Source organism: Caulobacter sp. KR2-114, from assembly GCF_049446115.1.
Lineage (GTDB): Bacteria > Pseudomonadota > Alphaproteobacteria > Caulobacterales > Caulobacteraceae > Acaudatibacter.
Genome location: NZ_JBMSEC010000007.1, coordinates 244422 through 258636, shown reverse-complemented (window position 1 = coordinate 258636; position 14215 = coordinate 244422). Strand labels below are relative to the sequence as shown.

Below are 14215 nucleotides of genomic sequence, written 5' to 3'. Positions count from 1 at the left end.
AGTGGCCGCGCTTATCCTAGATCGGTGACGGACCGTCCATGACCAATCCGCTGATAGGACATCCCGCCAACCGTGGCGCCAGCCTGACCGAGCTCGATGCTCGGGCCCGCGAGATATTCCGCCGCATCGTCGAGGGTTATCTGGAGACCGGCGAGCCGGTGGGCTCGCGCACCCTGTCGCGCGGCGGGGTGGCCCTGTCGCCGGCCTCGATCCGCAACACCATGCAGGACCTGACCGAGCTGGGCCTGCTGGGCGCGCCGCACGTCAGCGCCGGGCGCCTGCCGACCCACGCGGGCCTGCGGCTGTTCGTCGACGGCCTGCTGGAGGTGGGCGACCTGGCCGAGGAGGACCGGCGCAACATCGAGGCGCGGCTGACGGCTCACGGGCGCAGCTACGAGGACGCCCTGAACGAGGCCAGCGCCATCCTGTCGGGCCTGGCCGGCGGCGCCGGCATCGTCGTCACCCCGGCGCGCGACGCCGGGGTCAAGCACGTGGAGTTCGTCACCCTGGGTCCCGACCAGGCGCTGGCGATCATGGTGTTCGACGACGGCCAGATCGAGAACCGGCTGATGCGCCGCCCGCCCGGGGTGACCCCGTCGGCGCTGGCGGAGGCCTCCAACTTCCTGAATGCGCGGCTGCGGGGGCGCACCCTGTCGGAGGCCAAGGCCGAGGTCAGCAGCGAACTGGCGCGGGCCCGCCGCGAACTGGACGCCGCCGCCGCGCGGCTGGTGGAGGACGGCATGGCCGCCTGGAGCGGCGGCGAGGACGCCGACCGGGCGCTGATCGTGCGCGGCCGGGCCAACCTGCTGGGCGACCCCGAGGCGATCGCCGACATCGAGCGCGTACGCATGCTGTTCGACGACCTGGAGCAGAAGGAACAGCTGATCGGCCTGCTGGACGACGTCCGGGCGGCCGAGGGGGTGCGCATCTTCATCGGCGCCGAAACGCGCCTGTTTTCACTTTCCGGTTCCGCCGTGATCGCCGCCCCCTATATGTCGGGGCGGCAGAAGGTGCTGGGGGCGATCGGCGTGATCGGTCCGGCGCGCCTGAACTATGCCCGGGTGATTCCGTTGGTGGACTACACCGCCAGGACGCTCGGGCGGATCATGGATGGATGAGAAGACCCGTATGACCACCGACGACGAAACGACCGGCTTCGATCCCGAGGGCGATCTGGACGCCGCCGCCCTGGACGCCCTCAAGGCCGAGAACGCCGCCCTGAAGGACCAGGCCCTGCGCTACGCCGCCGAGGCCGAGAACACCAAGCGCCGCGCCGAGCGCGAGATGAACGACGCGCGCGCCTATGCGATCCAGAAGTTCGCCCGCGACCTGCTGGGCGTGGCCGACAACCTGGCGCGGGCCATGCAGCACGCCCCCACCGACGCCGCCGACCCGCTGGTCAAGAACCTCGCCATCGGCCTGGAGATGACCGAGAAGGAGCTGACCGCGGCCTTCGAGCGCAACGGGCTGAAGAAGATCGACCCCGCCAAGGGCACGAGGTTCGACCCCAACTTCCACCAGGCGATGATGGAGCAGCCGTCCGACGAGGTGGCCGGCGGCGGGGTGATCCAGGTGCTGCAGGCCGGCTACGAGCTGTTCGGCCGCATCGTCCGCCCGGCGATGGTGATCGTCGCCGCCAAGGGCTCCAAGGGGCCGGAGGCGCCGGAGGGCCACGGGGCCGCCAACCCCTATGCCGCGCACGACGAGGACGCCGGCGGGTCGGTGGACACGACCGCCTGATCTCGGCGCCTGATCTCGGCGCCTGATCTCGGCGCCTGATTCCGGCGCCTGATTCCGGCGCTGGAACCCGGGCGCCGCCTGGCGCGCCCGCGCTCAGGAAAACTTAAGCGGAAAGCGGGCGGCGGAGCCTTCTCGGCTCTTCCGCCCGTCGCCGTTTACGGTAATGTCCGAAGTCCCTTTCCACTCGCCGCCTTCGGGGGATGACGAACGTCGGCGGCGACGATCCGGACCAGAGCATGAAGCTTACCATCGAGCGGGCGGCGCTGTTGAAGGCGCTCGGACACGTGCAGAGCGTCGTCGAGCGGCGCAACACCATCCCGATCCTGTCCAACGTCCTGTTCACCGCCGGCCGCGAGTCCCTGGCCTTCTCGGCCACCGACCTGGACATGGAGATCATCGACGAGACCCCGGCGCTCGTCGACAGCCCCGGCCAGATCACCGCCCCGGCGCACACGCTGTACGAGATCGTCCGCAAGCTGCCCGAGGGGGCGGACGTGTCGCTGAGCTTCACCGGCGAGGACCCGCGCCTGCAGGTCCAGGCGGGCCGCTCGCGCTTCAACCTGCCGGTGCTGCCGGCCGGCGACTTCCCGGTGATGTCCTCGGACGGCCTGTCGGGGCGGATCAGCGTCGACACCACCGACCTGATGCGGCTGATCGACAAGACCCGCTTCGCCATCTCCACGGAAGAGACCCGCTACTACCTGAACGGCCTCTACCTGCACACGGTGGTCGAGGACGGCGTGGCCAAGCTGCGCGCCGTGGCTACCGATGGCCACCGCCTGGCCCTGGCCGAGATGCCGGCGCCGGAAGGGGCGGCGGGCGCCCCCGGCGTGATCGTGCCGCGCAAGACCATCCAGGAGGCGCGCCGGCTGATGGACGACGCCGGCGAGAGCATCGACCTGCAGGTCTCCTCGCAGAAGGTGCGCTTCGAGTTCGCCCGCTGCGGCCTGACCTCCAAGGTGATCGACGGCTCGTTCCCCGACTACATGCGGGTGATCCCGCGCGACAACCACCGCACCATGCTGGTGGACAACGCCCTGTTCGCCGCCGCCGTCGACCGCGTGGCCACCATCTCGGCCGAGAAGAGCCGCTCGGTGAAGCTCTCCGTCGAGCCGGGCCGGGTGATCCTGCAGGTGCGCAACATGGAGACCGGCCAGGCCACCGAGGAGGTCGAGGTGGACTACGAGGGCGAGCCCTTCGAGATCGGCTTCAACGCCCGCTACCTGCTGGACGTCACCGGCCAGATCGCCGGCGAGACCGCCGAGTTCCGCTTTGCCGACCGCGCCGCGGCCTCCACCGTGCTCGACCCCACCCTGGTGCTCGATCCCACCGACGCGGGCGTGCAGTACGTGCTGATGCCGCTCAGAGCGTAACCCCCCGTTTCCGCACATCCCCGCGAGAGCGCTCGGCTATTCACGCACCTCCCGACCGGGCTGACCATCAATTCTCTTCCCCCCTTGGGGGAAGTACCGCCGAAGGCGGGGATGGGGGCTGCCACGGGCCGAAGGAGCGGCTAAGGTCAGCGCCCCGCTGGAGCCCCCTACCCCCGCTTCGCGGGTACTTCCCCCAAGGGGGGAAGAGAGAAATCTGCGCGTGAAATCCCGCATCACCCGCCTCAGCCTGACGGACTTCCGCAGTTACGAGACCGCGGACCTGGCCGCGCATGGGCGCAGTGTCTACCTGCACGGGGCCAACGGGGCGGGGAAGACCAACCTGCTGGAGGCCGTCAGCCTGCTGTCGCCCGGCCGCGGCCTGCGCGGCTCCAGCCTGACCGAGGTCGGCCGGCGGATGCCGGGCGAGGCGGTGGGGCGGGCCTGGGCGGTCTCGGCCCTGGTGGAGGGCGACGGGGGCGAGGTCCGCATCGGCGCCGGCACGGAGGCGCCGGGCGCGGCGCGGCGGCAGGTGCGCATCGAGGGCGAGACCGTGCCGCCCGGCCGGCTGGCCGAATACCTGCGGCCGCTGTGGCTGACCCCGGCGCAGGACCGGCTGTTTCTCGAGGGCGCGGCCGAGCGGCGGCGGTTCTTCGACCGCCTGGTGTTCGCCGCCGAGCCGGAGCACGCCGCCCACGCCACCGCCTACGAACGCGCCCTGCGCGAGCGGATGCGGCTGCTGACGGCCGACGAACCCGCCGATCCGGCCTGGCTGTCGGCGCTGGAGGCGCGCCTGGCCGAAAGCGGCGTGCTGCTGGCCGAGGGCCGCGCGCGCACCCTGGCCGCCCTGCAGGCCGAGATCGACGGCCGCACCGGCCGCCCGTTCCCGCAGGCCGCCCTGACCCTGACCGGCGAGTGGGAGCGCGCCGCCGCCGAGGGCGTCGACTTCGCCGATCTGGAGGGCCGCCTGGCCCGCGCCCTGGCCGCCGCCCGGCCCCGCGACGCGGCCGCTGGACGGGCCCTGACCGGGCCGCACCGGGGCGATCTGGCGGTGGTCCACCGGGAAAAGGACCGGCCGGCCGCGGAATGTTCCACCGGAGAGCAGAAAGCGCTGATTCTGAACCTGGTTTTGGCCCAGGCGGCGCGACTTTCACGTGCGATTTCCGCGCCGAATCCTATATTACTGCTGGATGAAGTTGCGGCGCACCTGGACCCGGTCCGGCGCGCCGCGCTCTTCGACGAGATCGAGGCGCTTTCGCTGCAGGCTTTCCTGACGGGAACCGACGAGGCGCTGTTTGAAACCCTGAAGGGTCGGGCCCTTGGCGTCCTCGTGGAGGGCGGGACCCTGACCGTTACGGACCCTGGATGACCGACGAACCCATCGAAGACGGCTACAATGACGGCGCCGCCGACTACGGCGCGGATTCCATCAAGGTGCTGAAGGGCCTGGACGCGGTGCGCAAGCGACCGGGCATGTACATCGGCGACACCGACGACGGCTCGGGCCTGCACCACATGGTCTACGAGGTGGTGGACAACGCCATCGACGAGGCCCTGGCCGGTTGGGCCACCCGGGTGCAGGTGATCCTCAACGCCGACGGCAGCGCCACCGTCACCGACGACGGCCGCGGCATCCCCACCGACATCCACGAGGGCGAGGGCGTCTCGGCGGCCGAGGTCATCATGACCCAGCTGCACGCCGGCGGTAAGTTCGACCAGAATTCCTACAAGGTGTCCGGCGGCCTGCACGGCGTCGGCGTGTCGGTGGTCAACGCGCTCAGCGACTGGCTGCGGCTGGTGGTCTACCGGGACGGCAAGAAGCACGAGATGGAATTCCGCCGCGGCGACGCGGTGGCGCCGCTGGCGGTCACCGGGGTCGCGCCGCTGCGCGAGAACGGCGAGTTCCTGACCGGCACGGAAGTGACCTTCTTCCCGTCCACCGACACCTTCTCGGCCATCGAGTTCGACCGCAAGACCCTGGAGCACCGGCTGCGCGAGCTGGCGTTCCTGAACTCCGGCGTGACCATCCGCTTCGCCGACCTGCGCGGCGCCGAGCCGTTCGAGGAGATGCTGCACTACGAGGGCGGCATCGAGGCCTTCGTGCGCCACATCGACAAGGCCAAGACGCCGCTGATCCGGGCGCCGATCGTGGTGCGCGGCGAGCGCGAGAAGGTCCAGGTGGACCTCGCCCTGTGGTGGAACGACGGCTACCACGAGAACGTGCTGTGCTTCACCAACAACATCCCGCAGAAGGATGGCGGCACCCACCTGTCGGCGTTCCGCAGCGCCCTGACGCGGATCATCACCGGCTATGCCGAGAGCTCCGGCGCCACCAAGCGCGACAAGATCGCCCTGTCCGGCGAGGACGCCCGCGAGGGCCTGACCTGCGTGCTGTCGGTCAAGGTGCCCGACCCGAAGTTCTCCTCCCAGACCAAGGACAAGCTGGTCTCCTCCGAGGTCCGGCCGGCCGTGGAAGGCCTGGTCGGCGAGGGCATCGCCCAGTGGTTCGAGGAACACCCCGTCGAGGCCAAGCTGATCGTGCAGAAGATCGCCGAGGCGGCGATGGCGCGCGAGGCGGCGCGCAAGGCGCGCGAGCTGACCCGGCGCAAGACCGCCCTCGACATCACCTCCCTGCCCGGCAAGCTCGCCGACTGCCAGGAGAAGGATCCGGCCAAGTCGGAGATCTTCCTGGTGGAGGGCGACTCGGCCGGCGGCTCGGCCAAGCAGGCGCGCAACCGCGAGAACCAGGCGATCCTGCCCCTGCGCGGCAAGATCCTCAACGTCGAGCGCGCGCGCTTCGACAAGATGCTGTCGTCCGACCAGGTCGGCACCCTGATCACGGCGCTGGGCGCCGGCATCGGCCGCGACGACTTCGACATCGAGAAGATCCGCTACCACCGCATCGTCATCATGACCGACGCCGACGTGGACGGCGCGCACATCCGCACCCTGCTGCTGACCTTCTTCTATCGGCAGATGCCGCAGGTGATCGAGCGCGGCTACCTCTATATCGCCCAGCCGCCGCTGTATAAGGCCAGCAAGGGCCGCTCCTCGCGCTACCTCAAGGACGACGCCGAGATGGAGGTGTTCCTGATCGACGAGGGGCTCGAGGGCGCCGAGCTGGACCTGTCCAGCGGCGAGCGGATCACCGGCGCCGACCTGGCCGATCTCGCCCTCACGGCGCGCCAGGCCAAGGCCAACATCGACCGCCTGGCCGCCCGCGCGCCTACCTTCGCCATCGAACAGGCGGCCCTGGCCGGGTTGTTCGGCGAAAGCCGCGACCTGGTCGCCGCCGCCGCGCGCCTGGACCTCTACGCCGAGGAGGGCGACGGGCCCTGGTCGGGCGAACTGGGCGAGGGCGGCGGCTATGTGTTCTCGCGCATCAAGCGCGGGGTGTCCGAGCGCATCGTGCTGGACGAGCTGCTGGTGCATTCGGCCGACGCGCGGCGCCTGGCCGAGCGCTCGGTGAAGCTGGCCGAGATGTTCCCGGCGCCCGGGACCTTCCGCCGCCGCGAGCGCTTCACCACCGTCCGCGGCCCGCTGGACCTCACCGCCGCGGTGTTCGACTCGGGCCGCCGGGGCCTGACCATCCAGCGCTACAAGGGGCTGGGCGAGATGAACCCGGAACAGCTGTGGGAAACCACCCTGGACTCCAACGCCCGCACCCTGCTGCAGGTCAAGGTGGCCCACGCCGACGACGCCGACGACATGTTCAGCCGCCTGATGGGCGACCTGGTCGAACCGCGCCGCGAATTCATCCAGGAAAACGCCCTCGACGCCGAGGTGGACGTGTAAACCCCTCTTCCCTCCCCCTCGTGGGGAGGGACAGCCCGCGCAAGCGGGCAGGGTGGGGCTTACCCGCCGGCGCACAAGCCAATCTCGCAGGCCGGCGAATGCCATCTCACTTCCCCACCCTGATCGCTGCGCGATCTTTCCCTCCCCATGAAGGGGAGGGCGGGGTTCAGCGCCCCTATTCCTCTCCCAGCACCTCCAGCACCGCCGCGCCGTAGCGGTCCAGCTTTACCGCGCCGACGCCGCTGATCTGGGCCAGGGCGTCGAGGCTGCCGGGTTTGCGGGAGGCGATTTCGGCCAGGGTGCGGTCGGCGAAGATCACGTAGGGCGGCACGTGCTGGCGGGCGGCCTCCTCGCGGCGCCAGGACCGCAGGCGGTCGAAGGTCGAGGCGTCATGCGGCAGCATGTCGGCCGGCGGCTCGCCCCGGCGGCGGCGCGTCCGCCCGCCCCGGGCGGCGCCGTCCGGGGTCTCCGGTTCCTTCAGCAGGGTGACCTGGCGTTCCTTGCGGTAGACCGCCTTCACCGTCGCGGGATCACCCAGGCCGATCAGCGGCCGGCCGTCGTTGGGGTCCTCGACCAGCAGGCCCTCGAACAACAGCTGGTCGACCAGGTCGCGCCAGCCGGCGGCGCTGTATTCCCCGCCGATGCCATAGGTGGACAGGTGGGCCTCGAATTCCGAGACCTCCTTGGTCTTGCCCAGCAGGTGGTCGATCAGCCGCCCGCGGCCGAACCGCCCGCCCAGCCGCTGCACGGCCGACAGGGCCTTCTGCGCCCCCTCGGTGGCGTCGACCCCGATCGGCGGGTTGCGGCAGCGGTCGCACTGGCCGCAGGGCTCGACCCCTTCCTCGCCGAAATAGCGGCGCACCGCGGCGGCGCGGCAGGAGACCCCGTTCAGCAGGCCGTACAGCTGGCGCACCTTGCGCATCTGCACCTGGGCGACGGCTTCGGGCAGGCCGCGCTGGGCGATGCGGCGCATGGCCCAGGCCATGTCCGAGGCGCCGTAGAGCACGATGCCCTCGGCCGGATCGCCGTCGCGCCCGGCGCGGCCGACCTCCTGCCAGTAGGCTTCGATCGACGAGGGCGGGTCGGCGTGGATCACGAAGCGGACGTCCGGCTTGTCGATGCCCATGCCGAAGGCGATGGTCGCCACCATCACCGCCTCGTCCTCGTTGATGAACCAGGTCAGCCGGTCGTGGCGCACCTGCTTGTCGAGGCCGGCGTGGTAGGCCTTGGCCGGGATGCCTTCGGCCGCCAGCTTGGCCGCCAGGGTCTCGGTGGAATCGCGGCTGCCGGCATAGACCACCCCGGCGCGGCGCGGGCGCGCCTTGACCAGCTGCAGCACCCGGCTGGCCGCCGCCCCGTGCTTCGGCTCGGCGTTCAGCGCCAGTTCCGGCCGCGCGAAGCTGGCGACGAATTCGGCCGCCCCTTCCAGGCGCAGCTCGCGACGGATGTCCTCGCGGGTGCGGGCGTCGGCGGTGGCGGTGACCGCCAGGCGCGGCACGCCGGGGAACATCTCCGCCAGCCGGCCCAGGGTGCGGTATTCCGGACGGAAATCGTGGCCCCACTGGCTGACGCAGTGCGCCTCGTCCACCGCGATCAGCGCCAGGTCCAGCCGGGCGACCCGGTCGGCGGTGTGCGGCGCCATCAGCCCTTCCGGCGACAGGTAGAGCAGCTTGATCTCGCCGCGCTCGAGCTGGCGCCAGACGTCGTCGCGCTCGGCCAGGGTCAGGGCGCTGTCCAGCTTGGCCGCCGGCACCCCGGACTGACGCAGAGCCTCCACCTGGTCGGACATCAGGGCGATCAGCGGCGAGACCACCAGGCCGACGCCGGGGCGCACCAGGGCCGGGATCTGGTAGCACATCGACTTGCCGCCGCCGGTGGGCAGTACCGCCACGGCGCTGCGCCCCGCCAGGATCTCGCCGATCACCTCGGCCTGCAGCCCCCGGAAGTCCGGATGGCCGAAGGTGCGGCGCAGGATGTCGCGGGCGAGGTCCAAATCAGCGGTCACGCGCCCCGTATGGCAGAGGCGGGGGGCGGCCAACAACGGACAAGTCGCGATGCGCCGTCGCCCGCGACGATTCACCCTTCATTCACCGTCTCGCGTGCTTCGTCGGCATCGGCTATGAGCGCCTCTCAAGGGGCGGGCCAACGGCTCGAGGACTGAAAGACCCATGGCGAATGCTCAGGGCGGCGCGCCCCGGCGCCGGCGCACCCCGCTGCAGGCGCTGCTCTATTGGAGCGTGGTGCTCGGCGTCTGGGGCCTGATCTTCATCGCCGGCTTCCTGGCGGTGTTCGCCACCGACCTGCCCGACACCTCCAAGCTGTACGACGTGCAGCGCCAGCCCTCGATCACCTACCTCGACCGCTCGGGCGCGGTGGTGGCGGTGCGCGGCAGCCAGTACGCCCCGCCGGCCGACATCGACCAGTTGCCGCCCTATGTGCCGGCCGCCTTCGTCGCCATCGAGGACCGCCAGTTCTACCATCACTTCGGGTTCAACCCGTGGGGCATGGCCCGCTCGATGATCCACAACGTCACCCACCCGGGCGGCAGCCTGCAGGGCGGCTCGACGATCACCCAGCAGCTGGCGCGCAACCTGTTCCTGACCCCGGCGCAGAACTACCGGCGCAAGGCGCAGGAGCTGATCCTGTCGGTGTGGCTGGAGATGCACTTCTCCAAGAAGCAGATCCTGGCGCTGTATCTGAACCGGGTGAACTTCGGCGGCGGCGCCTACGGCATCGAGGCGGCGGCCCAGCGCTATTTCAACAAGCCCGCCAAGGACCTGACCCTGGGCGAGGCGGCGCTGCTGGCGGCGACCATGAAGGGCCCGTCGCGCTACAACCCCGCCGCCAACTCGGAGCGCGCCGCCAAGCGCGCCACGGTGGTGCTGAACGAGATGGTGCGCATGGGGGCGATCACCCCCGCCCAGCGCGACGCCGCCTTTGCCGCCCCGGTGCACGTCTCGGCCACCCTGGCCAACCAGCGGGCGCAGTATTTCGTCGACTGGCTGGACGCCCAGGTGCGCTCGCAGGTGGGCGAGCCCACCGAGGATCTGGTGGTGGAGACCACCCTCGACCTGCCGATCCAGGCCGACGCCGAACAGGCGATCCGCGCCGGCGTCACCGGCCACGCCGACCAGGGGGTGCAGCAGGGGGCGCTGGTGGCGATGGACGGCGAGGGGCGGATCCGCGCCTACGTCGGCGGCTCCAGCTATGCCGAGAGCCAGTTCGACCGCGCCACCCAGGCCCGCCGGCAGGTGGGCAGCGCCTTCAAGCCGTTCGTCTACCTGACCGCCATGGAGGCCGGCCACACCCCCACCGAGCCGGTGGTCGACGAGCCGATCAAGATCGGCAACTGGGAGCCGCACAACTACACCAACAAGTATCTCGGCCCGATCACCCTGCAGCAGGCCCTGGCCGATTCCATCAACACCGTCGCCGCGCGGCTGGCCAACGAGGTGGGCACCGACAAGGTGGCCGCCACCGCCCACCGCCTGGGCGTCACCTCGAAGATCCAGACCGATCCGTCGATGGCCCTGGGCGCGGTGGAGGTCAGCCCGCTGGAGATGGCCCAGGCCTACGACGCCTTCGCCAACGGCGGCTTCCTGGCCCACGCCTACGGCATCGAGCGCATCCGCACCGCCGCCGGCCGCGAACTGTACAACCACGGCGTCGGCCAGCAGGGTCGCCAGGCGGTGATCGGCTCGCCGGCCCTGCAGTACATGAACCAGATGATGCGCGGGGTGCTGGGTCCCGGCGGCACCGGCGGGCGGGCCAAGGTCGCCGGCTACGACCTGGCCGGCAAGACCGGCACCACCAGCGACTACAAGGACGCCTGGTTCATCGGCTACACTGGCGGCTTCGTCGCCGCGGTGTGGACCGGCAAGGACGACAACACGCCGATGAAGCGGGTCACCGGCGGCGCCGCGCCGGCCGAGATCTGGCACAACTTCATGGCCGCCGCCCTGCCGCGGGTGCAGGCCCAGGCGATCCCCGGCGGCGTGATCGACGCCAGCCAGGCCGGAACCGGCGACGCCATCGGCGATGTGCTGAACGGCGCCGCGCCGGCCCCCGCTCCGGAATCGCCCGACCTGCAACCCCCGCCCCAAAAGGCCCCGCACCAGGAAGAGGCGCCGTTCTGAACCCTCCCCTCTATCGGGACAGGCGGCCCGCCCTCCCCTTTATGGGGAGGGACAGGCGGCAAAGCCGCCAGGGTGGGGAACCCCCGCCGGCGCACGGGCCAATCGGATGAGTCGGCGTACGGCTCCTCACTTCCCCACCCTGATCGCTGCGCGATCTTTCCCTCCCCATGAAGGGGAGGGCGATCGGCGGTGAAGACGCCGCCCCCTAGATCTCCCGGCCGAAGGCGTGCAGCCGCGGGCCCTCGGCGCGCAGCCAGGCCCGGAACGGGGCGGGGTCGCCGACCAGCTGGCGGACCAGGGCCCAGAAGCGGGGGCCGTGGTTGGCCTCCTTCAGGTGGGCGCATTCGTGGGCGACCACATAGTCGGCCACGTCGAACGGGGCGAGGGCCAGGCGCCAGGACAGGCGGATCGAGGCGCGGCGCTCCAGGCTGCCCGGAGTGCACGACCCCCAGCGGCCGCGGGCGTCGGCGGTGGAGACCTTGGGCATCGGCGCGCCGAGGGCGTCGGCATGCACCTTCACCCGCGCGGCGAACACCCGCTCGGCCTCGCGGCGGATCACCCGGCCGGCGGTCCAGTGGTCGATCGTCTCGCGCCCGCAGCCGGTGATCTGCGCCTCGCCACCGTCGTCGGAAGGCGGCACGAAGCGGGGACGGCCCGGACCGGGGATCAGGCGGCAGGGCTGGCCGAACACGCTGACGGTGTCGCCGGCGGCCGCCAGCGTCGTGCGCGGCGGCAGGGCGCGCAGCTGGGCGACGATCCAGTGATGCCGCTCGTGCGCGAAGGCGACCGCCTCGCCGAGCAGCCGGGCATTGGGGGCGATGGCCAGCACCTCGCCGGTAACCCGGTCGACGCGCAGGGAGATGCGGCGGGCGCGGGCGCTGGTTTTCAGCCGCACCGGCGCGCCGGAGACGTCCAGTTGCTGGCCGTCGGCGTAGCGATCCCTTCGAAGCAGGGCCATGGCCAAGGCTTAGCCCAGAATCGCCAAGCTGGAAGCGTCCCGGCCGAAAAAGTGAACTTTCACGGCGCGGCGGAGACGGCCTCGTTGCGGGCGATGAAGTCGCGCACCCGCGGGTAGATCTCCTCGGCGAAGCGGCGGCCGTTGAACACGCCGTAGTGGCCGACCCCGGGCTGCACGTAGAGCTCGTGGCGGTCGTCCGGCACGTTCGGGGTCAGGGCGTGCGCCGCCTGGGTCTGGCCGACGCCGGAGATGTCGTCCTTCTCGCCCTCGACGGTCATCACGCCGATGTCGCGCATGGCGCCCAGGTCGACGCGCCGCCCGCGATGGTCAAGCTCGCCCTTGGCCAGCAGGTAGCGCTGGAACACCACGTCCACCGTCTGCAGGTAGAACTCCTCGGTGAGGTCCAGCACCGACAGATACTCGTCGTAGAACTCGCGGTGCTTGTCGGCGCTGTCGCCGTCGCCGATCACCAGGTGATTGAAGTAGCGCTTGTGCGCCTCCTGGTGCTTCTCGGCGTTCATCGACATGAAGCTGTAGAGCTGCACGAACCCGGGATAGACGCGCCGCATGGCCCCGCCGTAGGGCGGCGGCACCGAGTAGATCATGTTCGACTCGAACCATGAGAACGGCCGCTCCTCCGCCAGGATGTTGGTGACGGTGGGGGCCAGGCGCGCGTCGATCGGCGAGCCCATCAGGGTGATGCTGGCGGGGCGCAGCGGGTCGTCGTCCTGCGCCATCAGGGCGCTGGCGGCCAGGGCCGGCGGGCCCGGCTGGCAGACGGCGACCACATGGGCGCGCCGGCCGATCTCGCGCAGCATGGTCGCCACGTGGTCGATGTAGTCGTTGAAGTCGAAGCGGCCTTCGACGATCGGCACGTCGCGGGCGTTGAGCCAGTCGGTGACGTAGACGTCGTGGTCCTGCAGGAAGGTCTGCACCGTGCCGCGCAGCAGGGTGGCGTAGTGGCCCGACAGCGGCGCCACCACCAGCACGGCCGGGGTGTCCAGGACCGCGCCGGCGGCGCGCAGGTCGGCCGGGTCGCGCCAGAACCGGCGCATCTTCACCCAGGGCGAGCGCCAGGCGGTCTCCATGTGCACCCGCACGGGCCGGCCGTTGACCTCGACGCTGTCGATGCCCCACGCCGGCTTGCCGTAGCGCCGGGTCATGTTGGCGGTGACGTCGGCGGCGGCGAACAGGGTGCGCCCCAGGCGCGAGGCGGCGGCCGGATTGAACGGCGAACTCCAGAAGTCGCGCGCGAACTGCGAGGCCAGCCTGACCGGGGTGGCGGAATAGTAGGCGGCTTCGTGAACGGCATACAGCATGATCGACTCGGGAATATGGTGCGCTGCAAAAGGAACGCCAAACTAGGGCGTTGGTTTTAACAAAGCCAGTGCAGCGAAGCTTGCCGCCGGGACCGATCGACGCGGCCCCCGGGGGATTTACCGGCTCGACCCCTCACCCAACCCTCTCCCCACCCTGTGGGGAGAGGGCTCGCGGGCGGCGGCGGTCGCGCGAAAATGGCCCTCGCCCCGCCTGCGGGGAGAGGGTTGGGTGAGGGGCTCGGCGCGAGGCAGTCAGTCGTTGCGCATCGCATCGCTGATCTGGCGGGCGATTTCCTCCGGGGGCAGGCCGTAGGCGATGACCCGGTCGAAGCGGCCGTTGGGGTCCATCAGGTAGAGGGCCGTGGAATGGTCCATGGCGTAGTCCGGCCCGGTTCCGGACTTCTGGTAGAACACCTTGTAGGCCTTGGCCGCCCGGGCGACGTCGGCGGCGCTGCCGGTCAGGCCGATGGTCCCCTTGGGAAACGACTGGCTGGACAGATAGGTCTTCAGCTGCGCCGGGGTGTCGCGGTCGGGGTCCACCGAGACGAACACCACCTGCAGCTTCTGCGCCTTCGGCCCCAGCTGGTCCTGCGCCCTGGCCAGGGCGGTCAGGGTGGTGGGGCAGGCCTCCGGGCAGAAGGTGTAGCCGAAGAACACCGCCGTCCACTTGCCCTTCAGCAGCCGCTCGTCGACCCGCCGGCCGTTCTGGTCGGTCATCTGGAAAGGCCCGCCGACCAGGGCCGGGGCCTCGTGCGCGCCGCCGAACATGCCCGACTTCCACGCGGCCACCCCGCCCGCGCCCGCCACCAGAGCGGCCACGAACACGGCCAGGATCAGGCTCGAAGTCTTCATCGGTTCCACCTGAAGTAAACTAATGCTCGCTTCGACGCGTTTTCC

General features: G+C 70.9%; 10 protein-coding genes. 6 read left to right on the top strand and 4 right to left on the bottom strand.

Annotated elements, in window-relative coordinates:
* Positions 1–38: 38 nt before the first annotated feature.
* The 5 genes from hrcA (at position 39) to gyrB (ending at position 6905) form a co-directional block, all read left to right on the top strand.
* Entirely contained in the window at positions 39–1118 is a 1080-nt protein-coding gene (gene hrcA / locus ACO2Q3_RS22965) for a heat-inducible transcriptional repressor HrcA (RefSeq protein ID WP_423310902.1), read from the top strand.
* Between the two features lie 10 nt (positions 1119–1128).
* Positions 1129–1740: a nucleotide exchange factor GrpE gene (gene grpE / locus ACO2Q3_RS22960; protein ID WP_423310900.1), complete on the top strand. Its 612-nt coding sequence runs from the start codon at positions 1129–1131 to the stop codon at positions 1738–1740.
* Between the two features lie 236 nt (positions 1741–1976).
* Positions 1977–3113 (top strand): DNA polymerase III subunit beta, encoded by a 1137-nt coding sequence (gene dnaN, locus ACO2Q3_RS22955; protein WP_423310898.1) that lies wholly within the window; start codon positions 1977–1979, stop codon positions 3111–3113.
* 220 nt (positions 3114–3333) lie between these two features.
* Complete coding sequence (gene recF, locus ACO2Q3_RS22950; RefSeq protein WP_423310896.1) at positions 3334–4479, top strand: DNA replication/repair protein RecF; 1146 nt, start codon at positions 3334–3336, stop codon at positions 4477–4479.
* Positions 4476–6905, top strand: coding sequence for a DNA topoisomerase (ATP-hydrolyzing) subunit B (gyrB, locus tag ACO2Q3_RS22945; RefSeq protein WP_423310894.1), 2430 nt, complete (start codon positions 4476–4478; stop codon positions 6903–6905). The genes recF and gyrB overlap by 4 nt, the downstream gene beginning before the upstream one ends.
* 175 nt (positions 6906–7080) lie before the next feature.
* On the opposite strand, the gene recQ is transcribed toward gyrB, so the two are convergent.
* Positions 7081–8910, bottom strand: a complete 1830-nt coding sequence (gene recQ, locus ACO2Q3_RS22940) for a DNA helicase RecQ (protein WP_423310892.1) — start codon at positions 8908–8910, stop codon at positions 7081–7083.
* Positions 8911–9073: 163 nt separating this feature from the next.
* Between recQ and ACO2Q3_RS22935 the strand changes: the two genes are divergently transcribed.
* Positions 9074–11041: a transglycosylase domain-containing protein gene (locus tag ACO2Q3_RS22935; protein ID WP_423310890.1), complete on the top strand. Its 1968-nt coding sequence runs from the start codon at positions 9074–9076 to the stop codon at positions 11039–11041.
* Between the two features lie 205 nt (positions 11042–11246).
* On the opposite strand, the gene ACO2Q3_RS22930 is transcribed toward ACO2Q3_RS22935, so the two are convergent.
* The 3 genes from ACO2Q3_RS22930 to ACO2Q3_RS22920 all read right to left on the bottom strand — a co-directional run bounded on the left by ACO2Q3_RS22930 (position 11247) and on the right by ACO2Q3_RS22920 (position 14170).
* Complete coding sequence (locus tag ACO2Q3_RS22930) at positions 11247–11999, bottom strand: M48 family metallopeptidase (protein WP_423310888.1); 753 nt, start codon at positions 11997–11999, stop codon at positions 11247–11249.
* Positions 12000–12058: 59 nt separating this feature from the next.
* Positions 12059–13318: a polyhydroxyalkanoate depolymerase gene (locus tag ACO2Q3_RS22925; protein WP_423310886.1), complete on the bottom strand. Its 1260-nt coding sequence runs from the start codon at positions 13316–13318 to the stop codon at positions 12059–12061.
* Between the two features lie 252 nt (positions 13319–13570).
* Complete coding sequence (locus ACO2Q3_RS22920; protein WP_423310884.1) at positions 13571–14170, bottom strand: SCO family protein; 600 nt, start codon at positions 14168–14170, stop codon at positions 13571–13573.
* Between the last annotated feature and the right edge of the window lie 45 nt (positions 14171–14215).

Coding starts and splice junctions, on each gene's coding strand:
- dnaN (WP_423310898.1), top strand. CDS start 1,977: ATGAAGCTTACCATCGAGCGGGCGGCGCTGTTGAAGGCGCTCGGACAC.
- ACO2Q3_RS22925 (WP_423310886.1), bottom strand. CDS start 13,318: ATGCTGTATGCCGTTCACGAAGCCGCCTACTATTCCGCCACCCCGGTC.
- gyrB (WP_423310894.1), top strand. CDS start 4,476: ATGACCGACGAACCCATCGAAGACGGCTACAATGACGGCGCCGCCGAC.
- ACO2Q3_RS22920 (WP_423310884.1), bottom strand. CDS start 14,170: ATGAAGACTTCGAGCCTGATCCTGGCCGTGTTCGTGGCCGCTCTGGTG.
- ACO2Q3_RS22930 (WP_423310888.1), bottom strand. CDS start 11,999: ATGGCCCTGCTTCGAAGGGATCGCTACGCCGACGGCCAGCAACTGGAC.
- hrcA (WP_423310902.1), top strand. CDS start 39: ATGACCAATCCGCTGATAGGACATCCCGCCAACCGTGGCGCCAGCCTG.
- ACO2Q3_RS22935 (WP_423310890.1), top strand. CDS start 9,074: ATGGCGAATGCTCAGGGCGGCGCGCCCCGGCGCCGGCGCACCCCGCTG.
- grpE (WP_423310900.1), top strand. CDS start 1,129: ATGACCACCGACGACGAAACGACCGGCTTCGATCCCGAGGGCGATCTG.